General features: G+C 61.5%; 26 protein-coding genes and 1 tRNA gene. 15 read left to right on the forward strand and 12 right to left on the reverse strand.

The features are described from left to right. Positions 1–105 precede the first annotated feature (105 nt). Positions 106–702, forward strand: coding sequence for a nicotinate-nucleotide adenylyltransferase (locus Q0478_RS07505; protein ID WP_298677839.1), 597 nt, complete (start codon positions 106–108; stop codon positions 700–702). Between the two features lie 19 nt (positions 703–721). Then, positions 722–2,218 (forward strand): D-alanyl-D-alanine carboxypeptidase/D-alanyl-D-alanine-endopeptidase, encoded by a 1,497-nt coding sequence (dacB, locus tag Q0478_RS07510; RefSeq protein WP_298677841.1) that lies wholly within the window; start codon positions 722–724, stop codon positions 2,216–2,218. A 104-nt stretch (positions 2,219–2,322) separates the two neighbouring features. Here the strand turns inward: dacB and Q0478_RS07515 are convergent, their stop codons facing one another. Then, entirely contained in the window at positions 2,323–2,748 is a 426-nt protein-coding gene (locus tag Q0478_RS07515; RefSeq protein ID WP_298677844.1) for a tellurite resistance TerB family protein, read from the reverse strand. 121 nt (positions 2,749–2,869) lie between these two features. Here Q0478_RS07515 and Q0478_RS07520 point away from each other — a divergent pair, with 121 nt between their 5' ends. Next, positions 2,870–4,513 (forward strand): lysine--tRNA ligase, encoded by a 1,644-nt coding sequence (locus tag Q0478_RS07520; RefSeq protein ID WP_298677847.1) that lies wholly within the window; start codon positions 2,870–2,872, stop codon positions 4,511–4,513. Between the two features lie 51 nt (positions 4,514–4,564). Beyond that, positions 4,565–4,969 (forward strand): DUF4864 domain-containing protein, encoded by a 405-nt coding sequence (locus Q0478_RS07525; protein WP_298677850.1) that lies wholly within the window; start codon positions 4,565–4,567, stop codon positions 4,967–4,969. Positions 4,970–5,118: 149 nt separating this feature from the next. Here the strand turns inward: Q0478_RS07525 and Q0478_RS07530 are convergent, their stop codons facing one another. Together Q0478_RS07530 and Q0478_RS07535 are read right to left on the reverse strand one after the other, a co-directional pair. Then, on the reverse strand, positions 5,119–5,604 hold the full coding sequence (locus Q0478_RS07530; RefSeq protein WP_298677852.1) for a DUF2244 domain-containing protein: 486 nt from the start codon (positions 5,602–5,604) through the stop codon (positions 5,119–5,121). Between the two features lie 114 nt (positions 5,605–5,718). After that, a complete protein-coding gene (locus Q0478_RS07535; protein WP_298677854.1) occupies positions 5,719–7,389 on the reverse strand; it encodes a cytochrome c oxidase subunit 1 in 1,671 nt (556 codons plus the stop codon). A gap of 264 nt (positions 7,390–7,653) precedes the next feature. On the opposite strand from Q0478_RS07535, the gene Q0478_RS07540 reads away from it, so the two are divergent. Beyond that, the gene (locus tag Q0478_RS07540; protein ID WP_298677855.1) at positions 7,654–8,025 is read left to right on the forward strand and encodes a DUF1428 domain-containing protein; all 372 of its coding nucleotides are present in this window, start codon (positions 7,654–7,656) and stop codon (positions 8,023–8,025) included. Beyond that, positions 8,022–8,360: a DUF1801 domain-containing protein gene (locus tag Q0478_RS07545; protein ID WP_298677857.1), complete on the forward strand. Its 339-nt coding sequence runs from the start codon at positions 8,022–8,024 to the stop codon at positions 8,358–8,360. The genes Q0478_RS07540 and Q0478_RS07545 overlap by 4 nt, the downstream gene beginning before the upstream one ends. Before the next feature lie 61 nt (positions 8,361–8,421). Here Q0478_RS07545 and Q0478_RS07550 read toward each other — a convergent pair whose 3' ends face one another. Both Q0478_RS07550 and lipB read right to left on the reverse strand, forming a co-directional pair. Then, positions 8,422–8,838 carry a cytochrome C gene (locus tag Q0478_RS07550; RefSeq protein WP_298677859.1) on the reverse strand — a complete coding sequence of 139 codons (417 nt, stop codon included), beginning with the start codon at positions 8,836–8,838 and terminating at the stop codon, positions 8,422–8,424. A 99-nt stretch (positions 8,839–8,937) separates the two neighbouring features. Next, positions 8,938–9,627 carry a lipoyl(octanoyl) transferase LipB gene (gene lipB / locus Q0478_RS07555; RefSeq protein WP_298677860.1) on the reverse strand — a complete coding sequence of 230 codons (690 nt, stop codon included), beginning with the start codon at positions 9,625–9,627 and terminating at the stop codon, positions 8,938–8,940. 382 nt (positions 9,628–10,009) lie between these two features. Here lipB and Q0478_RS07560 point away from each other — a divergent pair. Further along, positions 10,010–10,095, forward strand: a tRNA-Leu gene (locus tag Q0478_RS07560). Positions 10,096–10,201: 106 nt separating this feature from the next. On the opposite strand, the gene Q0478_RS07565 is transcribed toward Q0478_RS07560, so the two are convergent. Next, positions 10,202–10,672 carry a hypothetical protein gene (locus Q0478_RS07565; protein WP_298677861.1) on the reverse strand — a complete coding sequence of 157 codons (471 nt, stop codon included), beginning with the start codon at positions 10,670–10,672 and terminating at the stop codon, positions 10,202–10,204. Between the two features lie 248 nt (positions 10,673–10,920). On the opposite strand from Q0478_RS07565, the gene Q0478_RS07570 reads away from it, so the two are divergent. Next, a complete protein-coding gene (locus Q0478_RS07570; protein ID WP_298677863.1) occupies positions 10,921–12,150 on the forward strand; it encodes an acyl-CoA dehydrogenase family protein in 1,230 nt (409 codons plus the stop codon). Positions 12,151–12,214: 64 nt separating this feature from the next. Here the strand turns inward: Q0478_RS07570 and Q0478_RS07575 are convergent, their stop codons facing one another. Continuing rightward, entirely contained in the window at positions 12,215–14,383 is a 2,169-nt protein-coding gene (locus tag Q0478_RS07575) for a hypothetical protein (RefSeq protein ID WP_298677867.1), read from the reverse strand. Positions 14,384–14,523: 140 nt separating this feature from the next. Between Q0478_RS07575 and Q0478_RS07580 the strand changes: the two genes are divergently transcribed. After that, positions 14,524–15,240, forward strand: a complete 717-nt coding sequence (locus Q0478_RS07580; protein ID WP_298677870.1) for a thiamine diphosphokinase — start codon at positions 14,524–14,526, stop codon at positions 15,238–15,240. Here Q0478_RS07580 and Q0478_RS07585 read toward each other — a convergent pair. The 4 genes from Q0478_RS07585 to Q0478_RS07600 form a co-directional block, all read right to left on the reverse strand. After that, positions 15,155–16,096 carry a DMT family transporter gene (locus tag Q0478_RS07585; RefSeq protein ID WP_298677873.1) on the reverse strand — a complete coding sequence of 314 codons (942 nt, stop codon included), beginning with the start codon at positions 16,094–16,096 and terminating at the stop codon, positions 15,155–15,157. The two genes, Q0478_RS07580 and Q0478_RS07585, sit on opposite strands and share 86 nt — an antisense overlap. Positions 16,097–16,163: 67 nt before the next feature. Then, on the reverse strand, positions 16,164–17,087 hold the full coding sequence (locus tag Q0478_RS07590; RefSeq protein ID WP_298677876.1) for a DMT family transporter: 924 nt from the start codon (positions 17,085–17,087) through the stop codon (positions 16,164–16,166). 92 nt (positions 17,088–17,179) lie between these two features. Further along, a complete protein-coding gene (locus tag Q0478_RS07595; RefSeq protein WP_298677879.1) occupies positions 17,180–18,556 on the reverse strand; it encodes an L-serine ammonia-lyase in 1,377 nt (458 codons plus the stop codon). Further along, a complete protein-coding gene (locus tag Q0478_RS07600; RefSeq protein ID WP_298677881.1) occupies positions 18,556–19,254 on the reverse strand; it encodes a glutathione S-transferase family protein in 699 nt (232 codons plus the stop codon). Before Q0478_RS07600 ends, Q0478_RS07595 begins: the two co-directional genes overlap by 1 nt. A 176-nt stretch (positions 19,255–19,430) precedes the next feature. On the opposite strand from Q0478_RS07600, the gene rpiA reads away from it, so the two are divergent. The 6 genes from rpiA (at position 19,431) to Q0478_RS07630 (ending at position 25,567) form a co-directional block, all read left to right on the forward strand. After that, positions 19,431–20,219: a ribose-5-phosphate isomerase RpiA gene (rpiA, locus tag Q0478_RS07605; protein ID WP_298677883.1), complete on the forward strand. Its 789-nt coding sequence runs from the start codon at positions 19,431–19,433 to the stop codon at positions 20,217–20,219. Between the two features lie 9 nt (positions 20,220–20,228). Beyond that, on the forward strand, positions 20,229–21,584 hold the full coding sequence (gene gor / locus Q0478_RS07610) for a glutathione-disulfide reductase (RefSeq protein WP_298677886.1): 1,356 nt from the start codon (positions 20,229–20,231) through the stop codon (positions 21,582–21,584). A 96-nt stretch (positions 21,585–21,680) separates the two neighbouring features. Then, positions 21,681–22,844 (forward strand): FtsH protease activity modulator HflK, encoded by a 1,164-nt coding sequence (gene hflK, locus Q0478_RS07615; RefSeq protein ID WP_298677889.1) that lies wholly within the window; start codon positions 21,681–21,683, stop codon positions 22,842–22,844. Next, on the forward strand, positions 22,844–23,722 hold the full coding sequence (locus tag Q0478_RS07620; RefSeq protein ID WP_298677893.1) for a protease modulator HflC: 879 nt from the start codon (positions 22,844–22,846) through the stop codon (positions 23,720–23,722). Before hflK ends, Q0478_RS07620 begins: the two co-directional genes overlap by 1 nt. Then, positions 23,722–23,925, forward strand: coding sequence for a DUF2065 family protein (locus tag Q0478_RS07625; protein WP_298677896.1), 204 nt, complete (start codon positions 23,722–23,724; stop codon positions 23,923–23,925). Before Q0478_RS07620 ends, Q0478_RS07625 begins: the two co-directional genes overlap by 1 nt. A 244-nt stretch (positions 23,926–24,169) precedes the next feature. Next, positions 24,170–25,567, forward strand: coding sequence for a DegQ family serine endoprotease (locus Q0478_RS07630; RefSeq protein ID WP_298678608.1), 1,398 nt, complete (start codon positions 24,170–24,172; stop codon positions 25,565–25,567). Between the two features lie 143 nt (positions 25,568–25,710). Here Q0478_RS07630 and Q0478_RS07635 read toward each other — a convergent pair whose 3' ends face one another. Beyond that, positions 25,711–26,157 (reverse strand): RDD family protein, encoded by a 447-nt coding sequence (locus Q0478_RS07635; RefSeq protein ID WP_298677899.1) that lies wholly within the window; start codon positions 26,155–26,157, stop codon positions 25,711–25,713. Positions 26,158–26,180: the final 23 nt, after the last annotated feature.

Here is a 26,180-nt window from a genome sequence, read left to right on the forward strand (position 1 = left end):
GCTAGTTTGGGTGCTTTGGGCCAATGGAGGATGGATATTTGAGGCAATAAGAAAGGGGGCATCGTGCGAGTTGACTTATGCGCGGGCGCTGGCGAGAACGGGGGTATGAGACAGGGTTTGCCATATGTGCCTGCGGGGCGGGTGATCGGGCTTTTGGGCGGCTCGTTTGATCCGGCGCATGGCGGGCATGTGCATATCACCCGTGAGGCGCTCAAGCGCTTCGGGCTTGATGAGGTCTGGTGGCTTGTCAGCCCCGGCAACCCGCTGAAGGCGGCAGGACCTGCGCCGATGGCGGCGCGTTTGGAGCGGGCGCGCAGGGTGATGGTGCATCCGCGGGTGCGGATCAGCGATTTTGAGCAGCGTGCGGGCACGCGCTATACGGCCGAGACCCTGCGGGCCTTGATGCGGACTTATCCGGGGGCGCGGTTTGTCTGGCTGATGGGGGCGGACAACCTCACGCAATTTGACAGCTGGCGCGCCTGGCGCTGGATTGCGCGCTCTGTGCCCATTGGCGTTTTGGCACGGCCGCAGGAGCGGTTGCGGGCGCGGGCCTCGCGCGCGGCGGTGATGTTTCGCGGTGCACAGCTGGCGCAGGCGCAGAGCCATCTTCTGGGCCGCAGCAAAGCGCCGGCCTGGTGTTTTGTGAATGTGCCCTTGCGGGCACAGTCTTCCACGGGGCTGCGAGAGGCGGGCGCCTGGTGACGGTGTTGGGAGTGAAAGCGTGAGTGCTCGGTATACAAAGCGGTTTTTTCTGGCGGCGGCGCTTTCGGCACTGGCCACCCGTGTGGCGGCGGGTGCGCCGGCGCGTTCGCTGCGCCCGGTTGCGCGACCATCGGGGGGCGCGGCGGCCGCAAGGCGGCAGGTTGCCAGTGTTCAGGCGCTGGCGGCGGCGGCAAAGCTGGAGGGGGCTTTCGGATATGCCGTGGCGGATGTGGGCACGGGGGAGATTTTGGAGTCAGGCGGCGCCGGACGCGGGCTGCCCCCGGCCAGCGTGACCAAGGCGGTGACGGCGCTCTATGCGCTGGATGTGCTGGGCGCGGGGCATAGATTTTTTACCGAGCTTCACGCCACCGGCGCGCTGCGTGCCGGGGTGCTGGAGGGCGATCTGATCCTGAAGGGGGGCGGCGATCCGACTTTGGACACCGACCGTCTGGCCGGGCTGGTGCAGGCTTTGGCCGCGGCCGGGGTTCAGCGCATATCAGGCGCGTTTTATGTCGACGGCACCGCGCTGCCGAGCCTGGAGGAGATTGACCGCGACCAGCCTGACCATGTTGGGTATAATCCGGCGATATCGGGGATCGCGCTGAACTATAACCGCGTGCATTTTGAGTGGCGGCGGGTGGATGGCGGATGGGCCACGACACTGGAGGGGCGCAGCGCACGCCACCGGCCGGCGGTGCGTTTTGCCAAGATGGCGATTGTGACCCGAGAAGGGCCTGTCTTTGGCTACCAGAAAAAGGGCCAGCAAGATCACTGGAGCGTGGCACGGGCGGCGCTTGGCAAGGGCGGCGCGCGGTGGTTGCCGGTCCGGGCACCGCAGATCTATGCTGGCGAGGTTTTTGCGGCCCTCGCACGCGGGCAGGGCATTGTGCTGCCCGCGCCCCGTGTGGCGGCGCAGGCGCAGGGCGGGACGCGGCTCATTGCGCGCCAGCAAAGCGCCCCGTTGAGCGAGATCTGCCGCAGCTGCTTGCGGTATTCCAACAATCTGGTGGCCGAGATGATCGGATTGGCCGCCACCAAGGCGCGCAGCGGCCGCGCCAGCACCCTGCGCGCCAGCGCGGGCGAGATGAGCCGCTGGGCCAAGGACCGCTTGGGCCTTTCGCAGAGCCGGTTTGTGGATCACTCCGGGCTCGGGGCGGCCTCGCGGGCCACGGCGGCGGATCTGGCACGGGCCATGGTGGGCGCGCAGGCGACACTTGCGCCCCTCTTGAAGCGGATTGAGCTGCGCGACGCCCGTGGGCGGCCTATCAAGGAGCATCCGCTGAAGATTCATGCCAAGACCGGCACGTTGAATTTTGTCAGCACCCTGGCGGGTTATGCGCAGGATGCGCAGGGCAGGGTGTTGGGCTTTGCTGTGATGAACGCGGATCTGGCGCGGCGCGGACGCTTGACGGTGGCCGAGCGCGAGGCCCCGCGCGGGGCACGCTCCTGGAACCGGCGGGCAAAGCGCCTACAGCAAGGCTTGATCGAACGCTGGGCGGCGCTTTACAGCCTGTGATGCAGGCTTACCCCTGGCTTACCCCTGGCTTGCCGCCCGCTTTGGGCCCTGCTTCGCTCCGGGAGATCTGGCAAGAGAAGACGGCACAGGCGCTTTGAGAGCGCTCAGAGGGTGATGTGGCGCGCGCGCGCGCCGCGCTCGATGGCGGCGGCGTGAAGCCGGTCAAGCGAGAGCTCGTAGCGGATCTCCTCCAGCAGGCGCAGCTCTGTTTCAGCCAGGGTGCCATCGGCGGCGGCGACATCGCAGGCGAGCGCATAGGCGGTTTCATAGAGCGGCTCTGGCAGGTTGTCGCGCAGCAGGCCGAAGAGCGCATCGAGCCCGTCTTCCTGGGCGAAAAGATCAAACACCACCTGGGCGGTGCGGTGCATTCTGTCGATGTCGTAATGGGCGAACACCGGCAACATGTTGACGGCGTTCTCGATCTTGATCAGCTCGGCGGTGCGGATGTCTTCGTCGGAGGCGGAAATGGCGATCATAATGGCCACCAGGCAGTCTTGGGGCGACATCGGGTGGGGCATGATTTCTGACATGAAAGGCGCTCCTTGCGGCATTGTTGCGGTGCAGAATATTGACCAATGCCGCGCTTGCCAATAGGAAGCATGAAGTTTGGCCTCTGCACCCTGTAGATGGGCCTCCTTGGAGAGAAATACCATGTCGGCACTGCGTGACGCTGCGATGAAATCAAAAGCCTGGCCCTTTGTAGAGGCGCGCCGGGTGTTGAAACGCTACGAAAAGCAGCCGCCAAAGAAGGGCTTTGTGCTGTTTGAGACCGGCTACGGGCCCTCGGGGCTGCCGCATATCGGCACGTTTGGCGAAGTGGCGCGCACGACGATGATCCGCCATGCTTTTAGTGTGATCAGCGATCTACCGACCAAGCTTATCTGCTTTTCCGACGATCTGGACGGGATGCGCAAGGTGCCCGGCAATGTGCCGAACCCCGAAGCGCTGGCGGCACATTTGCAAAAGCCGCTCACGAGCGTGCCGGACCCGTTTGAGAAATTTGACAGCTTTGGCGCGCATAACAACGCCATGCTGCGCCGGTTTTTGGACACTTTCGGCTTTGAGTATGAGTTTATCTCGGCGACAGAATTCTACGCCTCGGGGCAGTTTGACGCGGTGCTTTTGCGCGCTGCGGAAAAATATGACGAGATCATGGAGGTGATGCTCAAATCCTTGCGCGAGGAGCGGCGCAAGACCTATTCGATTTTCCTGCCGATCCACCCGGAAACAGGCCGCGTGCTTTATGTGCCGATGAAAGAGGTGAATGCCAAAGAAGGCACGATCACCTTTGACACTGAGGAGGGCGAGGAGATGACCCTGCCGGTGACCGGCGGCAACGTAAAGTTGCAGTGGAAGCCCGATTTTGGCGCGCGCTGGGCGGCGCTGGGGGTGGATTTTGAGATGTATGGCAAGGACCACAGCACCAACACGCCGATTTATGACAGCATCTGCCGCATTTTGGGCGAGCGGGCGCCGGAGCATTTCACCTATGAGCTGTTTCTGGACGAGAACGGCCAGAAGATCTCCAAATCCAGCGGCAACGGTGTGTCTATTGACGAGTGGCTGACCTATGCCAGCACCGAGAGTCTTGGCTATTTCATGTATCTGAAGCCGCAAACCGCCAAGCGGATGCATTTTGATGTGATCCCCAAGGCGGTGGACGAATACCACCAGCAGCTGCGCGCCTATGAGACGCAAGACGCGGCGGCGCGGCTGAACAACCCTGTTTACCATATTCACGGTGGCGATGTGCCCAAATCCGATATGGTTGTGCCTTTCTCCATGCTGCTCAACCTGGCCAGCGTGGCGGCTTCGGAAGACAAGGACGGGCTGTGGGGCTTCATCAAGCGCTATGCGCCGGAGGCGAGTGCGGCAAACAACCCGCAGCTTGACGCTGCGGCGGGCTATGCTGTGCGCTATTTCAACGACTTTGTGAAGCCGACGCGGGTGTTCCGTGCACCGAGCGCGCAGGAGCGCGCGGCGCTTGAAGACCTTGTGCGGGCGCTGAAAGACCCGGAGCTGGCGCGGGAGATGATTGCGCAGAAAAACGCCGCGATGGGCAAGGATGCGCCAGTGGATGCGCTGAACATGGCCGATGGCGAAGATTTGCAGAGCATTGTCTTTGCGGTGGGCAAGAACCACGGGTTTGAGAACCTGCGCGACTGGTTTGGCGCGATTTACGAGGTGCTGATGGGCGCAAGCCAGGGCCCGCGCTTTGGCAGCTTTATTGCGCTTTACGGTGTGGATGAAACCATCGCGCTGATTGAAGACGGGCTTGCCGGCAAGCTGGGCTGAGTGATCCGGGCGGCAGGCTCTGGCGTATCCTCTGCAAAGAGGGGATGCGCTATGAAACAGATATTGCTTGTTGTGACGATGGTTTTGGCGCTTTGGGTGCGCCCGGCGGCGGCAGATGATGTGGCTGTGCAGGGGGTGATCAGCGCGCAGATCGAGGCGTTCAAGGCGGATGATTTTGCCCGCGCCTTTACCTTTGCCAGCCCGACCATTCAGGACGTCTTTCGCACGCCGGAAAACTTTGGCGCGATGGTGAAAAACGGCTACCCGATGGTCTGGCGGCCCGTGGAGCTGCGCTATTTGGAGGCGCGGGTGATTGCGGGCCAGCTTTGGCAGAAGGTGTTGGTGAAGGATGCGGCGGGAGAGCGCTTTCTCTTGGATTACCGCATGATCAATACCGCCGAGGGCTGGCGGATTGATGCGGTGCAGTTGCTGGAGTTGCCCGAGGTGAGCGCTTGAGGTTTCGGATTGCGCTGACGCGCACTCCGACCCGCTGGGGGCGCTGCCCCCAGACCCCCGAGGTATTTTTGACCAGAAGAAGTTAGGGCCTGAAGAGTGGGCCTGAACACTGGGCCTGTGGATTGCGCCTGTGCGCTTTGAGCCGGGTGTCAGCGCTGGGCGTTTTTGAGGGCGGCGGTGAGCTCGCCAAAGAGGGCCTTGCGCTCGTCTTCAGAGAGAAAGCGGCCCAGCTCGGCCTCGCGGCCATTGCCTGTGAGGGTGAGGTAATGCGGCACGGGGCCTTCGCGCGGGTAGAGCTGGGCGCGCACCCAATAGGTGTTGCAGGACCAGGTGAGCGGCGCGCCTTTGGCGGGGCTGTGTGTGAGGCGGGTTTCTTCATCGCCGATGAGCAGGGCTTCTTTGACATCGCCGGTGTGGTAGCTGTGCATGAAGGCGAGGTAGAGCCCTGTGAGGGTGAGCAGCACGAAGGGCAGCATCCCCCAGAGCAGCGCTGTGCCGATCAGCCCAAAGAGGGGCAGCATGGCGAGGATGAAAATGCTGCCGAAAACGCCGACGAAGCCGCGGATTGGCAGGCTGCGGTGGGGCCAGAGGGTGAGCTCTGTTGCGCTGTTGGTTTTTGTCCAGTGGTAGGGCATGGGGGCGCGGGCCTTTTGCAATAGGGATAGAGCAGGTGGGGCAAGGGGGCGGGATTTGGAAAAAAAAGGGGCCCCAGATTGCTCTGGAGCCCCGTTTTTGGGTGAGGTCGCGGTTTAATGCGCGGGGCTCTTGTCCCAGTCCTCTTGCTTGGGAAGCTGCTCGAAGGTGTGCTCGGGGGGTGGGCTTGGCAGCGTCCACTCGAGCGTATCGGCATATTCGTTCCAGTAGTTGTTTTCGGTCACCTTGGCGCCGCGGAAGAGTGTGTAAAACACAATGCCGAAGAACAGGATGAACGAGGCGAACGACAGGAAGGCACCCCATGAGGAGACATAGTTCCAGTAGGCGAAGGCTTCAGGATAGTCGATGTAGCGGCGTGGCATCCCTTGGCGACCCAGGAAGTGCTGTGGGAAGAACGTAATGTTGACACCGACAAAGAACATCCAGAAGTGGACCTTGCCCCAGAACTCGGGATACTGGCGGCCGGTCATTTTGCCCATGTAGTAGTAGATGCCTGCGAAGATGGTGAAGGCAGCGCCCATGGACATTGTGTAGTGGAAATGCGCCACAACATAGTAGGTGTCGTGATAGGCGCGGTCGATCCCGGCTTGGGAGAGAACGATGCCTGTAACACCGCCGATTGTGAACAAAACGAGGAAGCCGATGGAGAAGAGCATCGGTGTTTTGAACTCAAGGCTGCCACCCCACATGGTCGCGATCCAGGAGAAGACCTTGATCCCCGTGGGGACAGCGATCGTCATGGTGGCGAGCATGAAGTAGCTTTGCTGTGTCAGCGACATGCCGACGGTATACATGTGGTGGGCCCAGACAACGAAGCCGAGTGCGCCGATGGCGATCAGCGCCCAGACCATGGGCAGATAGCCGAACACAGGCTTGCGCGAGAAGGTCGCGAAGATGTGTGACACAAGGCCAAAGCCGGGCAGAACCACGATATAGACCTCGGGGTGACCGAAGAACCAGAGAATGTGCTGGTAAAGGATCGGATCACCGCCGCCGGCAGGATCAAAGAAGGTTGTGCCGAAGTTACGGTCGGTGAGCAGCATGGTGATCGCGCCGGCCAGAACGGGCAGGGCGAGAAGGATGAGCCAGGCTGTCACGAAGATTGACCAGGCAAAGAGCGGCACCTTGAACAGCGTCATGCCGGGGGCACGCATGTTGAGGAAGGTTGTGATCATGTTGATCGCGCCCAGGATCGAGCTTGCGCCGGAGACGTGCACCGCGAAGATCGCAAGGTCCATCGACATGCCGCCTTCAAGAACGGAGAGCGGCGGGTAGAGCACCCAGCCCACGCCCGAGCCAAGCTGGTCATTGCCGCCGGGCGAGAAGAGCGAGGCCAAGCCAAGCGCCACACCGGCCACATACATCCAGAAGCTGAGGTTGTTCATCCGCGGGAAGGCCATGTCTGGCGCACCGATTTGCAGCGGCATGAAATAGTTGCCGAAACCGCCAAAAAGCGCCGGAATAACAACAAAGAACATCATCAGGACGCCGTGATAGGTGATCATCACGTTCCAGAGGTGTCCATTGGGGGTGCAGACCTCTCCGGAGGAGAAGAAGCGGAACCCTTCAAGGCACATGTGCTGGACACCGGGGTGCATGAGCTCAAGGCGCATGAACACGGTGAATGTAACGGCGATCAGGCCTGCAAGTGCAGAAACGATCAGATAAAGCAGACCAATGTCTTTGTGATTGGTCGAGAGGAACCAGCGCGTAAAGAAGCTGCGGTTGTCCTCATGGTCGTGGCTGTGAATGGCTGCGTCTGCCATGCGTGCCTCCCTTTGGTGCAAAAATTCGGCATACGACAGGGGGAATCCCTGCGCGCATACGGGTGTATCATTTCTATGTTTTAGAATGTGTGCCTGTCTGGGGCAACGGGTGAAGTTGACCTAGATCAAATTATATTGTCGCACCCCCTTTGTGCCAGATCAAAGGGGAACGCGCGCACCAAGGGCAGGTGCGATGCTTAATTTTCTGTATGCAAAAGCCCTGCTCGGGGTATTCTGGGGGCATGTAAGAGGGAGAAACCGGTCATGAGTTATATCAGCGGGATGCTGGCGGCTGTGCCACTGGCGAAAAAGGCGGCTTATCTGGAGTATGCTCAGCGGGCCTGGCCCTTGTTTGAGCGCCATGGCGCGCTTGATATGGTGGAAAACTGGGGCGATGAGGTGCCCGAGGGCGCGCTGACGTCCTTTCCCATGGCGGTGAAGCTTGAGCCGGGGGAGAGTGTGGTGATGAGCTGGATCACATGGCCGGACAAGGCCACCAGCGATGCTTGCATGGCCTCGATGCAGAGCGACCCGGCTTGGGAGGCGATGGGGGAGATGCCGTTTGATGGCAAGCGGATGATTTTTGGCGGGTTTGAGACGGTGCTGCGCTGCGTAGGCGGCCAGAAAGAGTGGTGAGCACAGTTGAACAAGATGAGATCATGGCGCGCCTCGATGCGCTGATCCGCGAGACCGTTCCGGATGTTCAGACCGTAACAAAATACGGTGGCACGCTTTACACGCTCCGGCCGCAACAAAAAGAAGGGCAGTTCTGCGGGGTCTTTGCCGATAAGGCGCATGTGCAGCTCTCGTTCAGCGCGGGTGCTGGCCTGCCCGACCCTGACAAGTGCTTGCAGGGGCAGGGAAAACACCGCCGCCATATGCGCATTGCGAGCGCTTCAGAGGTTTCCTCAGAGATCCGCCGGGAGGGCCTTGTCAAATTGTTGCGCGCGGCGGTGGCTGCGCAGGGCTAGGCACAAAAAACGCCCCCGCCACACACAGGGCAGGGGCGCTTTGAAAACCCTGTGGGCCGGCTTATTCGGCTGCGGGGCCAACAGAGGCCAGCCAAGCGGCCACATCTTCACCGCCGCCCTTGAGCTTGAAGGACATTTTGGACTTGGTGGTGAAACCATTGTCGCCCAGCCAGGCTTTGGTATCGGCCACATAAGCGGCGATGGCCTCTTGGGTCCAGACGAATTCTGCTGCGGCGGCATCCTTCAGGCCGGCGCCGTATTTGAAGCCATCCTGAGAGCCGGCCACGCGGCCAACGATACCGTAGAGGTTGGGGCCGGTTTTGCCGCCTTTGAAGATGACCTCGCCATCATCGGCCACGATCATGTGGCAGGCTTTGCATTTCTTGAAGTCTTTCTCGCCGGCCTTGATGTCGCCTTCAGCGAAGGCGGGGGCCGCGGCCATGAGGGCGCTTGCGGCGAAGAGGGAAAGCATTTTCATAGCTGAAGAATCCTTTGGTTTGTGTTCAATCTTGCGCAAGGAACTATCTGGCAACCCGCCTTGCGTTATGCAACGGACATATCGACGCGGGGCCGGGGGTCAGGCGGTTTCTGAGGGGGCTGGCTGGCAGCCCGGCGCAGACATGGCCGCCTCAAAGGTGGCTTTCAGGGCAACATCAAGGTCTGACAGGGTGACCGGCAGGCCCAGATCAACCAGCGATGTGACGCCGTGTTCTGAAATTCCGCAGGGGACGATGCCGGAAAAATGCTCCAGATTTGGCTCAACATTTATTGAAATTCCGTGAAAGCTGACCCATTTGCGCAGGCGGATGCCGATGGCGGCGATCTTGTCTTCGGGCTTGGCCCCTGTCGCGGTGAGCGGCTTGTCGTCGCGCGTGACCCAGACGCCGACGCGGCCTTCGCGGATTTCGCCAGTGATGTTAAACTCGGCCAGCGTGTTGATCACCCAGCGTTCCAGATCGCGCACGAAACAGCGCACGTCGCGGCCGCGCCTTGCGACATCGAGCATGACATAGACCACGCGCTGGCCGGGGCCGTGGTAGGTGTATTGCCCGCCGCGGCGCGCCTCGTAGACGGGGAAGCGCCCGGGGGCGACAAGGTCTTGCGGCTTGGCCGAAGTGCCCGCTGTATAAAGCGGCGGATGCTCCAAGAGCCAGATGCACTCCGGCGCTGTGCCGGCATGGATTGCGGCGACGCGGGCTTCCATGAAGGCCAGGGCCGCGTCATAGGGCACGAGGCCGTCGGAGTGTTTCCATTCGATCTGTGTCATCATCAGCCTTTCAGCACGGCAGAAGCCCTGCCTCTTTCAACGTGGATATAGCTGCGCGCGGCGGGAATGTCGCCTGCGTTTTTGCGAGCGCCACCAGCCAAGCGGCTTCAAGCCAGGGCTGCGCGAGATTCGCCTGATCGGGGTTTGGAGCCTGATCCATATTCTCTGATCACGCCGGTGAGCCTGTTTGAGGCTGCGCGGCGGGGCGGCTTTTGGCGGGGAGCTTGTTTCTGGGCTTTGAAACAGGGGGCTTTGGCGCTTGCGCGGCTGGGGGCGGCGGGCCTGAACGGACGCGCGCAGGAATATTTCTGCGCTGCGTGCCGATTTTCGCTTCACATCCTTTGAGGCTTTCGTTAAACGACGCGTCACCAAGCCTAGACGTGCGGTCGTGGCGGAATGGTAGACGCGCAGCGTTGAGGTCGCTGTGGGGTAACACCCGTGAGAGTTCGAGTCTCTCCGACCGCACCACTTGGACATCCCGAATTGGACATGCCGAATTTCTTTGCCAGGTGAGGTTTGCGGCGCAGAGCCTTTGGTGACCGGCTTCTGTTTGCGCGGCTTTTGGGCGCTGTGATCAGGGTTTGATCGGGTTGGTGAGCAGCAGAGTCGGCAATTTGCGCGGGGCGGGCAGATCGGCGCCGTTGGCCCGGCGCGACTGGCGTTCTATCAGATAGGCGAAGGACTGGGTCACCTCATGCAAGCGGGCCTCAGCCTGTTGGGCGCGGCGCTCGTGGGATTGAGACTGGCGCTTGAGATCATCCATCTGGGAGACAAGGTGTTGGCGCTCGGTTTTGACCATCTCCAGAGCGACTGCATATTGCAGCTTTTCGGCTTTTTCATCGGCCAGCTTTTGCGAGATCGCCAAGACCTCTGAGTGCTGGCTGCCAGCAAAAGACCCGACTTTTACAAGCAATTGCAAGGCTTTATCAAACTCTATGCCATCTTCGCTTGGCTCATGAGCCTCAAGCAGCGTTTTGGAAAGCAGTGCCAGGATCGGCTTTTTGCGCCCCGTCACCTCTTCGAGTTTGTCCCATGAAATAATCATTTTGGCGGTATCAATTCCGTTTCTGTCTCGGTGCCTTCAGGATACCCAACGTCACTCGTCCACCACAGATGGGCCCCTGCTTGCCCGGATTTGTCCGCTGCAAAAGGCCCGTTCTGTCAGTAATCTCCCCTTGGGGCACAAAAGTAAAGTTTTTGAACCGCAACCGAGACGCAACGTGACGGGTGTGGCCTCTTTACTCTTGCGTGGCGCGGGTTTCTTATCGGCGCAAGCTTAGGAGGAGACAGACAATGGACTTGGGATTGAGACCAGAGGCGCAGGCGTTGCTCATGCGGGTGAAAGAGATGATCACCGAGGAGATCATGCCGCTGGAAGAGGCCTATCACGCCGAAATCGGTCAGGGAGACCGCTGGGGCTATACGGCGCGGCAGGCCGAAATTCTGGAAGGGTTGAAAGCCAAGGCCAAGGCGCGTGGGCTGTGGAACTTCTGGCTTACTGACAGCGACAAGGGGCTGGGCCTGAGCACCGTGGAATATGCCTATTTTGCAGAGGAAATGGGCAAAACCCCCATGGGCGCTGAAGTGTTCAACTGCAACGCGCCGGACACCGGCAATATGGAAGTTTTCGAGCGCTACGGCAGCGCGGCGATGAAAGAGCAATGGCTCAAGCCGCTTTTGGAGGGCGAGATCCGCTCGGCCTATCTGATGACAGAGCCCGATGAGGCCAGCTCGGATGCCACCAATATTTCCATGCGCTGCGAGCGTGATGGCGACGACTATGTGCTCAACGGCGAAAAATGGTGGGCCTCGGGCGCGGGGGATCCGCGCTGCAAGGTCTATATCGTGATGGTGCGCACGGGCGGGGACGACGCGCCCAAGCACAAGCGCCATTCGATGATTGTTGTGCCCGCGGGAACCGAGGGGGTTGAGGTGCTCAGGCCCATGCAGGTTTATGGCTCTGATGATGCGCCGCACGGGCATATGCACATCCGCATGACAAATGTGCGCGTGCCGGCCGAGAATATGATTCTCGGAGAGGGGCGTGGATTTGAGGTGGCACAGGGGCGGCTTGGGCCGGGGCGCATTCACCATTGTATGCGCGCGATCGGGCAGGCAGAAGCGGCTTTGGAGATGATGTGCCGGCGCAGCTTGCAGCGCGAGGCCTTTGGCAAGGCGATTGCCCATCTCGGTGCGAATTACGATATCATCGCCAATGCGCGCATGGAGATTGAGCAGGCGCGCCTCTTGTGCCTGAAGACGGCTTGGATGATGGATCAGGGCGATATGAAAGCGGCGGCGCCCTGGATTCACCAGATCAAGGTGGTTGCGCCGCTGATGTCGCTCAAGGTGATTGACGAGGCGGTGCAGATGTTTGGCGCGCAGGGCATTTCACAGGACACCGCGCTGGCCGGGATGTGGAAAAACGTGCGCACCCTGCGCCTTGCCGACGGGCCGGACGCCGTGCACCGCCGTCAGGTGGCGCGCACCGAGCTGCGCAAATACACGCAAGAGCGTATCTAACGCACCGCGCCCCGGCCAGGCTTTGAGCGGGTCGGGGCGTGTCGCTGTCCTGTGAGGGCCGGGTTTAGCCGCCGGAAGCGCGCTTTTCGGGGCGGTAGGCGATCTGCTCGGAGGCTTCAAACTGCCCACCGCCGAGCTTTCGGATTTTGCCGGCGCGCAACAGCTGTCCGAAGGAGCGCAAACGGTCTTCGCGCGAGGTTGCGGCATGGTCGGTGCCTTGCAGTTTGGACATCAGCTGCGGGCGCGAAAAGGCGTCTTGACCCTCGATAAAGGCCATGTAGGAGGCCGCCGCTTCCAACACCTCGCCCAGATTTTGCGCACCGACTGTTTCGATATAGTCGTTGAAATCGGTGGTATCTGCGCGCTGTGCAGCCTCGGCTTGCGGCGCGGGAACGCGCACCCGGCGCGGGCGCACCGGCTCTTGGGTTTTGGGGGTGTCCACGCGCTGCTCGGCCACCAGCTTGAGCGGTGGCACGGGGCGGCCCTCGGCGCGGGCGTGCGGGCCTTGGCGCTGCGCGGGCCGGCGCGGGAGAACCGCGGTGTGCAGGTCATCGCGGTAAACTTCCGTGTCGCGCCCGTCGGCCCCCAGCTCGCCACCAAGATCGCGCTCAGCTTCTGTGGCTTTGACAGCGGCCCGCAGATGGGCAATCGCATTGCGCCGGCCACGGCCTTCATCTTCGTCCAGCTTGCTGTTGGTTTCTTGCAGGATACGGCCCATCTGATCATCACTGGCGGTTTCGGTGAGCCGCGCACTGCGAATGGCGCGCAGGCGGGTTGTGATCTGTGCTGTTTCTGCGTCATCCTCGGCATCGCTTGCGAAGAGATTGTCGTGGGCATCGTCTTCGCTATCGTCTTCGCTATCGTCCTCGTTCTCCTGCTCGGCAAGCGTGGTGGAGGTGTCTTCTGCCTCGCTGGGCTGGGGGGCGGCGCTGTCGTCTTGCGCTTTGCGCGCCAGCTCGGCCTCAACCTCGGCCAGTTCGCGCATGAGGTCGTCCTCCTCTTCCTGGGAGAGCGTCGAGGCGCGGGCCGCCGCGCTTGCTGCGGCCTGTGCGCCGCTGTCATCTTGCGGGCTGTCTGTGGCGGGGGGCTCCTCGCTCAGGCGGCCCGCGGCGAGGGCGGCCTCGTAATCGGATTTCTTGACTTTGATCACCCGTGCGCGCGCTGGCGGCGCAGCCGTTTCAGGGGCCGGCGTGGCGGGCTCTTCGGCGCTGAGCCTGTCCAGCAGGGCGCTGATGTCTTCTTCTGCGTCGGTGTCTTCGTCAAACAGGGTTTCGGAGGTGGTTTCGCTGTGCTCAGGCCCGGCCACGGGCGCAGGGGCGTTGAGAGCCTCGGTGTCGCGTGTCTCGGTGGCAGCTGTCTCGGTGGTATCATCCGCCTCAAGCGCGGCGGCGATATCGCTTTGGGCCCGGGCGAGAAAGGCTTCTGCGGGCTCGGAGTCTTGCGCCGCTGCGGGCTCTTCGGCGTGTTGGTCTTCGGAGTAGGTGTTTTCGGCTTCGTGTTTGGCAACGACATCGCGAATGCGTTGCAGCTTGGAGGCCACGCTATCTGCGGGGCTATCTGCGGGGCTGACAGTTCTGCTATCTGTGGGGGCCAGCGTATCCGCCGGGGCGGGTTGCTCTTGCGCGGCGCGGCTTTCGGCCACGAGGGCCGAGAGGCCGGCAACCGGCTCTGGCGCGCTGGGCGTTTCACGGCTCTGTGCGGCATGTTTGCGAATGGCAACCGGCGTGGGGCGCGGCGCAGGGGGGATTTCGGCCAAAGGCGCGCTTGGCGGTTCTGACGCGGGATCGGGGCTGGCCTCGGGGCTGGCATGGGGCAGGCTTTCAGCCTGTGGTGCGCTGTCAGCGTGCGGCACGTTGTCTGCTTGAGGCGTGCTGTCAGACTGAGGCGCGCTGTCAGACTGAGGCGCGCGCGCGGCGGTGTCGGGCTCAGCAGGCGCAGGCAGCGCAGGGTCGGCCAGCGCAGGGTCGGCTTCAGGCTGTGGCTCGGCGCGCAAGACGAAGGTGTTTTCGTCGCGATGGGCCGCCACGCGGCGCGAAATTTCGCGCTCGGCGATCCGTGCGAGCATCTCGGCATCCGGGCTGGGGGGCTCTGCGCCAAAATAGCGGTCATCGGCGGCAAGATCGCGGAAATACTCGGCGATGGCCTTCATTGTGCCGAACGAATCGTCAAACCCCTCCAGTGTGCAGGAGAATGTGCCATAGGAGACTGTGAGGATCTTGTTCGTGTTAACCATGTTCTTGCTCGCCACATAATTCTATAATTGCCATAGTTAATGACAGCGCACAGCGTCGAAAGCGGACCGATTCTAAGGGTTTTAGCGTATCATTTCGTGGCGAGAATGTGTTCTGTTTCCTAAGAAAGAATGAAAACGGCATGATTTCTCCGATTGTTCACGATACGAGCCCCGTTTTGTTGGTCGGAGGGGGCAAACACCGCAAATCGGCGCTCACGCAGCTGTGCGGGTTGCTGGGGGCTCCGGGGAAAGGTGCTTGCGCGCAGCTCGTGGCGGCAGACAGCGGCGCTGATTTTCTGCTGCGCCGGGGGTTGGTTCCGGACTGGGTGATTGGCGATCTGGATTCAATTTCCGCAGCGGCATTAACCAAGCTTAGCGCCGCGCGGATTCATAAAGTTAACGAACAGGAGAGCACGGATTTCGAGAAATGCCTGTCGCGTATCGCCGCGCCGCTGGTGCTTGGGGCAGGGTTTCTTGGCGGGCGGCTCGATCATACGCTGGCGGCCTTCCACACGCTGGCGGCTTTGGCCGAGCGGCGCTGCATTCTGATTGGCGCGCGCGACATTGTTTTTCTTGCGCCCCCCGAGATCACCCTTGCCCTTGCGCCGGGCACGCGGGTTTCGCTGTTTCCGCTGGGGCCGGTGCAAGCCACAGCCCGCGGGCTGCGCTGGCCGGTGGAGGCGCTTGATTTTGACCCGTTGCAGCAGATCGGCACATCAAACAGCGCCCTTGGGCCGGTGACGCTCAGCTGTGCGGCGGCGCGGCTGTTGGTTATTCTGCCGCGGTCCGCATTGGGGCCGGCTCTTGCGGGGTTTTCAGGCTGCGCCGCCGGCTGGCCTCCTCAAACAGCATTGTGAACAGCCCTGCGGCGATGGTGAGCGCCATGCCAAATGCGGCCAGCGCGTTGGGCAGTTCGGAGAACACCACCAGGCCGATGAGGGCTGCGAAGGGAATTTCGATATATTGGATCGGGCTGACGGTGGCCGAGGGCGCATAGCGCAGCGACCACGTCATCAAAAGGTGCGCGAGTGTGCCCAAGGCGCCAATCGCCAGCATCAGGCTCCATTCGCGCGGGCTTGGCAAGGTCCATGTCAGCTCCCCCAGCCCGAGGCGCGAGCCCAGCGCCAACAGGGGCAGCAGCAGCGCCGTTGCGATCAGCCCGGAGACAAATTGCAGCCCGATGGGATCTGTTTCTTGCGCGATGTGACGGGTGATCAGCATAAAGCCGCAAAACAGCAGCGCCACGCAGAGCGGCAGAACCGCAACCCAGCCAACCTCGGCGAAGCTGGGTTGGATCACCAGCAGGGTGCCTGCGAACCCGACGAGACAGGCGCTCAGGCGGGCGGGCCCGACTTTTTCATGCAGGACAAGGTGGCCCAGAAGCAGGTTGAGCAGCGGCAGCACAAACACAATGGCGATGGCATCGGCCAGCGGCATGTGGCGCAGGGCGGTGAACATCAGCCCGATTCCGGCCATATGCAAGAGGGTGCGCAACAGGCAAAGCCACAGAGCGCGGGGCGAGAGCCGCCAGGGCCTGAGAGACAACAGAATGAAGGGCGCGAGCAGCAAAACCTGCACCCCAAAGCGCACCAGAAGCATGGGGCCGAGCGCCACGCTTTGGCCTATGAGCTTTGCAACAGCATCTCCCAAGGGGGCGACGATACAAAAACCGAGCATCAACAGGATGCCAAAAAGGGGTTTGTCCACCAACATAGCGCAACGCTAGACCGGCTCAGGGGACGTGGCAACCTAAAGTTGTGCTTTGGCGACGCAGAGCGGATTATGGCGTATGGGGCACATCGGTGGTGCGCGCCAGCAGCTGTTCGGCGCGGCGCTCGCGCGCAAACACATAAAGGCCCGCGCCGACAATGATTGTGATGCCCAGAAAGGTGAGCCGGTCGGGCATATCGGCAAAGAAAAAATAGCCCAGCGCCGTGGCGGCCACGATTTCAAGGTATTGCAGCGGCGCGATGGTGGTTGCAGGGGCAAATTTGAGCGCAAGGCTGATGAAGAGGTGCGACACCGTCGAGACAATGCCCACGCCCAGCAGCATGAGGATCGCAACGCCCTGGGGCATTGCCGGATCAAGCGCGGGGTGGCCTGTGCCGTCAAAGGCAAAGAGCAGCGGCAGAATGAGCAGGCAGGCGGCGAGGGCGGTGTAGGCTTGCAGCGTGATCGGGTGCATCTTGTGGGCCATAGAGCGGGTCATCACCATGTAAAGCGCAAAGCAGAGCGCCGTGCCGAGCGGGAAGAGCGCCACCAGCCCAAGCTCAGAAAAGCTCGGCTGGATCACCAGAAGCGCGCCGCCAAAGCCCACGGCGCAGGCAAGGATACGGCGTGCGCCCACCGCCTCGCCCAGAAACACCCCGCCCAGCAGCGTGAGGATAAAGGGCTCCACAAAGAAGATCGCTATGGCATTGGCCAGAGGCATTTCGCGCACGGCGGCAAAGAAGAGGCCGGTGGCCGCCAGGATGAGAAAACCGCGCATGAGGTGCAGGCCCAGCTCGCCGCGTGTGGGCCAATGGGCGATACCCAAAAAGAGCGCCACGGGCAAAAGCAGCAGACCCTGAATGCCAAAGCGGAACCCGAGGATTTCCATCACGGGGATATAGGCGGGGGTGGCCTTGGCGAAAGCGTCCATCACCGGGGCGATGAGCGCGAAGGCGACCATGAAGGCAATGCCAAGGGTGGTGCGGTCTTGCATGGGGGGCCTTTGTGTTTTTCGCCCAAGCCTAGCCCGCTGCGCACCGGGGTCTGGCCCAAAAGCGACCTCGGCGCGCTCTGGCCAGCCGTTGCCTAGCAGTTGGGCACGTTGACGGCGAGGCCGCCCAGAGAGGTTTCTTTATACTTCTCGCTCATATCAAGCCCCGTCTGGCGCATGGTCTCGATGCAGGCATCGAGCGGCACAAGGTGTGTGCCATCGCCGCGCAGCGCCAGAGAAGCGGCAGACACTGCCTTGATCGCGCCCAGCCCGTTGCGCTCGATACAGGGGACTTGCACAAGGCCTTTGACGGGGTCGCAGGTCATGCCCAAGTGATGTTCCAGTGCAATCTCCGCTGCGTTCTCGACCTGCTCGGGCGTGCCGCCCATAACGGCGCAAAGCCCGGCGGCGGCCATGGCGGCGGCAGAGCCGACCTCGGCCTGACAGCCCGCCTCGGCGCCCGAGATGGAGGCGTTGAACTTCACCAAGCCACCGATGGCGGCGGCGGTGAGCAGGAAATCCTCAACCTTGTTTTCGGTGGCCCCCGGCACATGGTCGAGCCAGTAGCGGATGACAGCGGGCATAACCCCTGCCGCGCCATTGGTGGGCGCGGTGACGACTTGCCCGCCGGCGGCGTTCTCCTCGTTGACGGCCATGGCGTAGGTGCTCATCCAGTCATTTATGGTGTGTGGCGCGCGCTGGTTCATGCCGCGCTCGGCCACCAGAGCATCGTGAATGCCTTTGGCGCGGCGCTTCACAAAGAGGCCGCCGGGCAGCTCGCCCTCTGTTTCAAGGCCACGGTTGATACAATCGTTCATCACCTGCCAGATGCGGGCCGTACCTGTGCGCAGGGTGTCATGGCCGCCACGGGCGATTTCGTTGGCGCGCTTCATCTCGGCGATGGTTTTGCCCGATGTCTTGGCCATTGCCAGCATTTCGGCGGCGGATTTGAACGGGTAGGGGATGGGCGGACCGTCATCATCGGTGGCCTTGCCCTGGGCGTGTTCCTCGGCGGTGAGCACGAAACCGCCGCCGATGGAATAATAGGTCTCGCTCAGGATCACATCGCCCTGCGCATCGGTGGCGTGAAGCACCATGCCGTTGGCGTGGCCGGGCAGGGCGGGGCCGTAATCAAAGATCAGGTCATCCTTGGGCGAGAACTTGAGCGTGGGCAAGCCCGCAGGCGTGATGCTGTGGCTTGCGCGGATGGCCGCAAGCGTGGCCTCGGCTGACTCGTGGTCGTAGGTTTCGGGCACAAAGCCTGCGAGGCCCAGAATGGTCGCGCGGTCTGTGGCGTGGCCCACGCCTGTGAAGGCGAGCGAGCCGTGCAGGCTGCCCTTGAGCCCGGCAAACTCAAAGGGCGAGGCGCGCATGAGGTCCAAGAACCGCGCGGCGGCAACCATCGGCCCCATCGTATGGGACGAGGAGGGGCCAATGCCCACTTTGAACATTTCAAAAACAGAGAGAAACATCAGGTGGCCGATCCTTCTGGTGGGGTGGCATATGTTGGCTGTGTGAAAGGCGTAGGGCCGAGGCCCTCGGCCTTGATAGCGGCTTGCACGCTGGCGCGGCACTCGACTTGAGACGCTAATCTATACAAATGCGGCGTGTCAGAGAGCGAAAACCAGCGCGCGCCCTCTTTGGGGTAGAGCGCGAGCCAACGCAGGAGCGTGGTAAGGTAGAGATCGAGCACGCTTGGCTCCGGAGCGGCAAGCCAGGGGTGGCCCGCGCTGGCCAGCCTGTTGAGCTTTTGCAGATGGGCCGCGAGGCTCTTTTGCAGCCCCGCGCGCAGGGCAGCTTGGTGGGCCGCGTCATCGCCGATGTATTTTTGGGGGTAAAACAACATGCGCATTTCGGCGTGAACCGTGTTGGAGAGAAAGAACAGCCATTTGAGAAAATCCCCGCGCGCCGCTGTGTCTGGCCCGGGGGCCAGAGCGCCGTGGGTGTCGGCAAGCCAGAGCAGAATTGCGCCTGTCTCAAACAGGGTCGCTTGCGGAGTTTCCAGCGTGGGGATGAGGCCGTTGGGGTTGAGCCGCAGATAGGCAGCGCTTTGCTGGGCGTCTTCTACGCGGTTGACCAGCTGGGTTTCGTAAGGCGCGCCCAGTTCTTCCAGCGCGAGGCGGATGATGAGCGAGGCGTTGTCGGGGGCGTAGTGCAGGCGGTATGTCATCAGGCAAGTTTAAGGCCCCTCGAACCGCCCGCAGCAGACAAATACGACATTTGGGCAGGCGGGCGCGCAAAATTGTAATTTTGCGGTCTGTTTTCTTGCAAGAAAACAGGTGCGCCCTCTCGCGCCTTGGGTGGAAGTTTCCTATAAGTGCAAAGCGGGTAACGAATGAGGCTGCCATGGGCGGAGAACTTTCACCGATTGACAAGGCGAAATTTGTGGCCGCCAAGCGGGCGGCCGAGTTTGTGGAGCATGGAATGCGTGTCGGGCTGGGCACCGGCAGCACGGCGGCCTGGCTTGTGCGCTGTCTTGGCGAAATGGTGCGCGAGGACGGGTTGAAAATCAAAGGCGTGCCGACAAGCGCGCGCACCGCCGAACTGGCGCGCGATGTGGGGATAGAGGTGATCAGCCTTGACGAGGCCCGCTGGCTGGATCTGACGATTGACGGGGCCGACGAGTTTGACGGCGAGCTCAATCTCATCAAGGGCGGCGGTGGTGCCCTGCTGCAAGAGAAGATCGTTGCGACAGCCAGCGACCAGATGATTGTGATTGCCGATGTGGGCAAAGAGGTTGAGCGGCTGGGCGCCTTTGCCCTGCCTGTCGAGGTGATCCCTTTTGGCTGGCAAACCACCAAGGCGCTGATCGAGGAAACCTTGGTGAGCATGGATGTGCTCGGGCGCAGCACGAGCCTGCGGATGAATGGAGATGTGCCGTATATCACCGATGAGGGCAATCATATCCTGGATTTGCACCTCGGCCGGATCGGCAACAGCCGCCAGATGGCGCTGATGATGAACCAGATACCGGGGGTCGTTGAAAACGGGCTGTTTCTGGACATCTGCGACAAGGTTGTTGTCGGCTTTGGCGATGGCAAGGTTGAAATTCGCGACATCAATGCAGGCACGGTCGAGACCGACAGGCTCGATTTTCTGGAAGACGACAACCTTTTTACGGATTTGATGGATTAGGAGCCGGACATGAGCTTTGATTACGATCTTTTTGTCATTGGCGGCGGCTCGGGCGGTGTGCGCGCGGCGCGGGTTGCTGCGCAGGGCGGTGCCAAAGTGGCGCTGGCCGAGGAAGACCGCTATGGCGGCACTTGTGTGATCCGTGGCTGTGTTCCCAAAAAGCTCATGGTTTTTGCCAGCGAATTTCCCGCAGCGATCGCCGATGCGCAGGCTTATGGCTGGGATGTGCGCGCCGGCGGCTTTGACTGGGGCGCGTTCAAGACCAAGCTGCACGCCGAGCTGGACCGGCTGGAAAATGTCTATCGTGGCATTTTGAAAAACAATGGTGTGACGAGCTATGACGCGCGCGCCAAAGTGGTCGGGGCGCATGAGGTCGAGCTTGCCGATGGCACGCGCAAGAGCGCCAAGCATATCTTGCTCGCCATGGGGGGGCGGCCTGTGAAGCCCGATATGGCGGGGGCGGAGCACGCCATCACGTCAAACGAGATTTTTCACCTTGAAAAGCTGCCCAAGAACATCCTGATCCTTGGGGGCGGCTATATCGCTTGCGAATTTGCCGGTATTCTCAACGGGCTTGGCGTTGAGGTGACGCAGTATTATCGCGGCGCGCAGATCCTGCGCGGCTTTGATGATGAGGCGCGCGGGCTGGTCTCTGAGGAGATGATCCAGAACGGTGTGAAGCTGCATCTGGGCACGAATATCTTCTCGATGCAGAAGGTGGCGGGCGGCATTGCCGTGAAGTCCACCAACGGGCAGGAGCAGGTCTTTGAACAGGTTATGTTTGCCACGGGGCGCGCGCCCAACACGCAGGACATGGGCCTTGAAGAGCTGGGCGTGCCCCTTGGCCGCAAGGGCGAGGTGCTGGTGGATGATTACAGCCAGACCAAGGTTCCCAGCATCTACGCCGTGGGCGATGTGACCGACCGCGTGAACCTCACGCCGGTGGCGATCCGCGAGGGGATGGCTTTTGTGGAGACCGTCTTCAACGGCAAGCCCACAAAGCCGGATCATGCGCTGATCCCGACGGCCATTTTCACCCAGCCCGAGATGGGCACCGTGGGGCTGAGCGAAGAAGAGGCGCGCGAGATCGAGCCGATAGAGGTCTATTGCACCTCGTTCAAGCCCATGCAGCAGGCTTTCGCAGGGCGCAGTGACCGTGTCTTGATGAAACTGGTTGTGTCGCAGCAGAGCCGCCGGGTTCTGGGCTGCCATATTGTGGCGCCCGGAGCGGGGGAAATGATCCAGCTGGCCGGAATCGCTGTAAAAATGGGAGCAACCAAAGAAGACTTCGACCGCACCGTTGCGGTGCATCCGACGATGAGCGAAGAGATAGTGACCATGAAAGAGCCTGTGCGCCGCGGATGAGAGGGCAACCCTGAGAAAAAGGGTTGAAAATAGCTTGTTGGCGCACAAGTAAGGGGCAAGCGACGTAAAAGACTTCAACAGAGAGGAAATCTGTCAATGGCGGGTAATTCTGGCGGCCCTTGGGGCGGCGGCGGAAACGACAACGGGGATGACGGGCGCGATGTGCGGCCCAATGGCGGGCGCAAGCCAGCCAATGACGCACAGCCGCAAATTCCCGAGATCGACGAATTGATGAAAAAAGGCCAGGAGCAGCTTCGGGTGCTCATGGGCGGTGGCGGTGGCAACCGCGGCGCCGGTGGTGGCAGTGGCGGCGATGGCCCTTCGCTCAACCGGGGCACAGTGGGCCTGGGTGTGTTGGTTGCGGTGGCGCTTTGGCTCTTCCAAAGTTTTTACACCGTCAAGCCGGAAGAACAATCGGTAGAGCTTTTCTTGGGCGAATGTAACAGCCCTTGCATTGGCAACCCCGGATTGAACTTTGCGCCATGGCCTGTTGTGACGGCGGAAGTGATGCCGGTGACCCGTGAAAACACCGAAGACATTGGCGGCGGCACGGGCGCGGATGCGGGCCTGATGCTGACCGGGGATGAGAACATCGTCGATATTGATTTCCAGGTCGTTTGGAACATCAACAACGCCGAGGACTTCCTGTTCAACCTGCGCGAGCCGCAAACCACCATCCGTGCGGTGTCAGAATCGGCCATGCGCGAGATCATTGCCCAAAGCGAGCTGGCCCCGATCCTCAACCGCGATCGTGGCCCGATTGCCGACCGTCTGAAAGACCTGATCCAGAACACGCTCGACAGCTATGACAGCGGTGTGAACATTGTGCGGGTGAACTTTGACAAGGCGGACCCGCCCGAGGAAGTGAAACAGGCCTTCTTTGCCGTGCAATCGGCCGAGCAGGACCGCGACAGGCTTGAAAAGCAGGCGGACGCCTATGCCAACACCGTATTGGCCGCCGCGCGCGGTGAGGCGGCGCAGGTTCTGGAAGAGGCCGAAGGCTACCGCGCCCTTGTTGTCAACGAAGCACAGGGGGAAGCCAGCCGCTTTTCGGCTGTTTTGACGGAATACAACAAAGCGCCAGACGTGACCCGCAAGCGTCTTTATCTTGAGACGATGGAAGAAGTTCTGGGCAATGTGGACAAGATTATTGTCGATGACGGTGTTGGCGGCGGTGCGGGCGGAGGGGGCATTGTGCCTTACCTGCCGCTCAACGAGTTGCGCCGCAACACAGGCACTCAAACGGGAGGGAGCAACTGATGCGCGCCACAACATATATCTTGCCGGTGATTGTGCTGACGATTGCGGGCCTTCTGTCTTCGCTTTTCATTGTAGACGAGCGTGAAAAGGCGCTGGTGCTCCAGTTTGGCCGTTTGGTTGACATCAAGGAAGAGCCGGGGCTTGCCTTCAAGATCCCGCTCATCCAGGAGGTGATCCGCTATGACAACCGCATTCTGAGCCGTGATATTGCCCAGCTTCAGGTGACGCCGTCAGACGACCGCCGCCTCGAAGTCAATGCCTTCGCGCGTTACCGCATCAAAGATGTGGAACAGTTCCGCCAGGCAACCGGTGCGGGGGGAGATCAGGCGATTGAAGTGGCGGGCCGCCGGCTTGACTCGATCCTGCGCTCAGAGACCCGCGAAGTGCTCGGCACAGTGTCGTCAAATGACATTCTGAGCTCGGACCGGGCCGCGCTGATGCTGCGCATCCGCAACGGCGCCATTTCGGAGGCGCGTTCGCTGGGCATTGAGGTGATTGACGTGCGCCTCAAGCGCACGGACCTGCCCAATGCCAACCTTGCGGCGACATTCTCGCGGATGCAGGCGGAGCGCGAACGTGAGGCCGCTGACGAGATCGCCCGTGGTAACGAGGCTGCCCAGCGTGTGCGCGCACAGGCGGACAGAACCCGCGTGGAGATCACCTCGGATGCGCGCCGTCAGGCGGAAATCATCCGAGGCGAGGCCGATGCTTCGCGCAACGCGATTTTTGCCGAGGCGTATGGCGCTGATCAGGAGTTCTTCGAGTTCTACCGCTCATTGAACGCCTACCGGGGCGCGCTCACCGGCAACAACACCAGCATGGTGATGTCGCCTGAGTCAGAGTTCTTCAACTATCTGAAGAACGAAGACGGCAAGTGATGACGATCTGGGCGACAGCCCTGCTGGCCCTCGGGCTGGTGTTACTTCTGGAGGGGCTGGTCTATGTGCTGGCCCCTTCGCTCGTTGAAGAGATGCTGCGGGCGCTGCGCGCCCTGCCGCCAGAGGCGCGGCGCATGATTGGCGCGCTGATGATGGTCCTTGGGCTTTTGCTGGTCTGGGGCGCAAAGCAGCTTGGGGCCTGATCATGCGCGCTCGCCTGCTGTTTCACACAGGGGTCACGCATGTTCACGCGAGGGTGAAAGCCTGTGCGCGCAGTTTGCGTTGTCAAGAAAGAAACCTAAGTTAGATATAAGACATTGAACCCGCGCCAGAACTGGCGTGGAATGATCACACGGGACAAAGGAGCATCGCGTGAGACAATCATATCAGACAGAGACACAATCGCGCCGCAACGAAGCGGGGCTTTGGCGCGGGTTTTGGCTTATGATGCTGGCCAGCGCTTTCGTGCTGGCCCAGGCGCTGGTGGCGCAGGCGCGCCCGGAGAGCTTTGCCGACCTGGCCGACAAGGTGAGCCCGGCGGTGGTGAACATCACCACCTCGACCATGGTAGCGCGCGGCACGGGGCCCGGGGCGATTGTGCCCGATGGCAGCCCTTTTGAAGAGTTCTTCCGGGAGTTTCAGGACCGCAACGGCCAGGGCAACCGCCCGCGCCGCTCTTCGGCGCTTGGTTCTGGGTTTGTGATCTCTGAAGATGGGTATATCGTGACCAACAACCATGTGATCGACGGCGCTGACGAGGTGATCATCGAGTTTTTCTCCGGTGGCGAGCTGGAAGCCAAGGTGATTGGAACCGACCCCAAGACAGATATTGCCCTGCTCAAGGTTGAGAGTGATGCGCCGCTGGCGTTTGTGCCTTTTGGTGACAGCGACACCGCGCGCGTGGGCGATTGGGTCTTGGCGGTGGGCAACCCTCTTGGCCAAGGGTTCTCTGTGTCTGCGGGGATCATCAGCCAGCGCAACCGAGCACTTCAGGGCGCTTATGACGATTATATCCAGACAGATGCAGCCATCAACCGGGGCAACTCGGGGGGGCCGCTCTTTAACATGGAGGGCGAGGTTGTCGGGGTGAATACCGCGATCCTCAGCCCCAATGGCGGCTCTATCGGGATCGGCTTTTCCATGGCCTCCAATGTGGTGACCCGTGTGGTGGCCCAGCTGCGCGACTTCGGGGAGACCCGTCGCGGCTGGCTTGGAGTGCGCATTCAGGATGTCGGCGATGATGTGGCCGAGGCCCTTGGGCTAGAGACCGCGGCTGGCGCGCTTGTAACGGATGTGCCTGAGGGGCCTGCAAAAGAGGCAGGGATGCAATCGGGCGACGTGATCTTGAGCTTTGACGGGGTTGATGTGGAAGACACCCGTGGGCTTGTGCGCACGGTTGGCAATGCGGATGTCGGCAAGACAGTGCGTGTGGTTGTGTTGCGCGAGGGCAAGACCAAGACCCTCAAAGTCACGCTTGGGCGGCGCGAAGAGGCGGAAAACGGCACATCCTCTGGCGAGGATGACACCGCTGAAGAGAGAGACACACAGGAGCTCGAACTGCTGGGGCTGACCCTCTCGCCGCTGAGCGACGAATTGCGCACACAGCTGGAGCTGTCGGCGCAGGCCTCTGGGCTGGTTGTCACGGATGTGCGCGAAGAGGCCGAGGCCTTTGAGAAAGGCTTGCGCGCGGGAGATCTTATCACCGAGGCGGGCCAACAAAAGGTTGCCACGATCGCCGAGTTTGAGGCCCGCGTGGCCGAGGCCAAGGAGGCGGGGCGCAAATCTCTGCTGCTATTGGTGCGCCGGGCGGGTGAGCCAAGGTTTGTGGCTCTGACGCTGGAGTAGCGCTGCGCGGCAAGAAATTGGGCCGCCCCTGTTGTGTGGGGCGGCCTTTTTAGCTTTGCAGGGTGTTTTGCAAATTCCGGAGTATGCGCCTTTGCCCCAAGAAGGCTGTGGGCCTGCAAGGAGATCGCGACGGGCGCTCAGGCTCACTCCGCGCGGCGGTTGAGCGCCACAGTGCCTAGCGCAAGGTCTGTGAGCCCCTGGCCACGGCTTTGGCTGGCCATCAGGATGATGGAGACAAGCTGCACCAAAAACATCATCCAGGACAGCGAATAGCCCAACGTGTGCAACAAGGCATGAGACAGGCCAAACGGCGCGCCCTGTGCTGTGCGAAACTCGATGGCCAGAAGGCGCATTCCCAAGGTGGCCGAGCCATTGGCCAGACAGATGACCCGATAGGCGAAATTTACCACCAGCCCGAGAAAGGGTAGAAAAAACAACCCTGTAAAGGCAGTGAACGGCAAGATAACAATAACGAGCGCCACAATGATGAGCGTATCAATCCCCCAGGCGAGCAACCGCTTGAGAGGCACATCGGCGTAAAATTCCGGCTGAAGCTGCGGGTCTGGCAAGAAGGGGGTGTTTTGGTCCATGGGATCCTCACTTGAAAAAGGTC

It is taken from the genome of uncultured Lentibacter sp. (genome assembly GCF_937123735.1).
Taxonomy (GTDB): domain Bacteria; phylum Pseudomonadota; class Alphaproteobacteria; order Rhodobacterales; family Rhodobacteraceae; genus Lentibacter.

Excerpts from the sequence above, each read along its gene's own strand:
- Q0478_RS07505 (WP_298677839.1), top strand. The coding sequence starts at position 106 with ATGAGACAGGGTTTGCCATATGTGCCTGCGGGGCGGGTGATCGGGCTT.
- Q0478_RS07515 (WP_298677844.1), bottom strand. The coding sequence starts at position 2,748 with ATGTCAGAAATCATGCCCCACCCGATGTCGCCCCAAGACTGCCTGGTG.
- Q0478_RS07520 (WP_298677847.1), top strand. The coding sequence starts at position 2,870 with ATGTCGGCACTGCGTGACGCTGCGATGAAATCAAAAGCCTGGCCCTTT.
- Q0478_RS07525 (WP_298677850.1), top strand. The coding sequence starts at position 4,565 with ATGAAACAGATATTGCTTGTTGTGACGATGGTTTTGGCGCTTTGGGTG.
- Q0478_RS07530 (WP_298677852.1), bottom strand. The coding sequence starts at position 5,604 with ATGCCCTACCACTGGACAAAAACCAACAGCGCAACAGAGCTCACCCTC.
- Q0478_RS07535 (WP_298677854.1), bottom strand. The coding sequence starts at position 7,389 with ATGGCAGACGCAGCCATTCACAGCCACGACCATGAGGACAACCGCAGC.
- Q0478_RS07540 (WP_298677855.1), top strand. The coding sequence starts at position 7,654 with ATGAGTTATATCAGCGGGATGCTGGCGGCTGTGCCACTGGCGAAAAAG.
- Q0478_RS07550 (WP_298677859.1), bottom strand. The coding sequence starts at position 8,838 with ATGAAAATGCTTTCCCTCTTCGCCGCAAGCGCCCTCATGGCCGCGGCC.
- lipB (WP_298677860.1), bottom strand. The coding sequence starts at position 9,627 with ATGACACAGATCGAATGGAAACACTCCGACGGCCTCGTGCCCTATGAC.
- Q0478_RS07565 (WP_298677861.1), bottom strand. The coding sequence starts at position 10,672 with ATGATTATTTCATGGGACAAACTCGAAGAGGTGACGGGGCGCAAAAAG.
- Q0478_RS07570 (WP_298677863.1), top strand. The coding sequence starts at position 10,921 with ATGGACTTGGGATTGAGACCAGAGGCGCAGGCGTTGCTCATGCGGGTG.
- Q0478_RS07575 (WP_298677867.1), bottom strand. The coding sequence starts at position 14,383 with ATGGTTAACACGAACAAGATCCTCACAGTCTCCTATGGCACATTCTCC.
- Q0478_RS07580 (WP_298677870.1), top strand. The coding sequence starts at position 14,524 with ATGATTTCTCCGATTGTTCACGATACGAGCCCCGTTTTGTTGGTCGGA.
- Q0478_RS07585 (WP_298677873.1), bottom strand. The coding sequence starts at position 16,096 with ATGTTGGTGGACAAACCCCTTTTTGGCATCCTGTTGATGCTCGGTTTT.
- Q0478_RS07590 (WP_298677876.1), bottom strand. The coding sequence starts at position 17,087 with ATGCAAGACCGCACCACCCTTGGCATTGCCTTCATGGTCGCCTTCGCG.
- Q0478_RS07595 (WP_298677879.1), bottom strand. The coding sequence starts at position 18,556 with ATGTTTCTCTCTGTTTTTGAAATGTTCAAAGTGGGCATTGGCCCCTCC.
- Q0478_RS07600 (WP_298677881.1), bottom strand. The coding sequence starts at position 19,254 with ATGACATACCGCCTGCACTACGCCCCCGACAACGCCTCGCTCATCATC.
- rpiA (WP_298677883.1), top strand. The coding sequence starts at position 19,431 with ATGGGCGGAGAACTTTCACCGATTGACAAGGCGAAATTTGTGGCCGCC.
- gor (WP_298677886.1), top strand. The coding sequence starts at position 20,229 with ATGAGCTTTGATTACGATCTTTTTGTCATTGGCGGCGGCTCGGGCGGT.
- hflK (WP_298677889.1), top strand. The coding sequence starts at position 21,681 with ATGGCGGGTAATTCTGGCGGCCCTTGGGGCGGCGGCGGAAACGACAAC.
- Q0478_RS07620 (WP_298677893.1), top strand. The coding sequence starts at position 22,844 with ATGCGCGCCACAACATATATCTTGCCGGTGATTGTGCTGACGATTGCG.
- Q0478_RS07625 (WP_298677896.1), top strand. The coding sequence starts at position 23,722 with ATGACGATCTGGGCGACAGCCCTGCTGGCCCTCGGGCTGGTGTTACTT.
- Q0478_RS07630 (WP_298678608.1), top strand. The coding sequence starts at position 24,170 with ATGCTGGCCAGCGCTTTCGTGCTGGCCCAGGCGCTGGTGGCGCAGGCG.
- Q0478_RS07635 (WP_298677899.1), bottom strand. The coding sequence starts at position 26,157 with ATGGACCAAAACACCCCCTTCTTGCCAGACCCGCAGCTTCAGCCGGAA.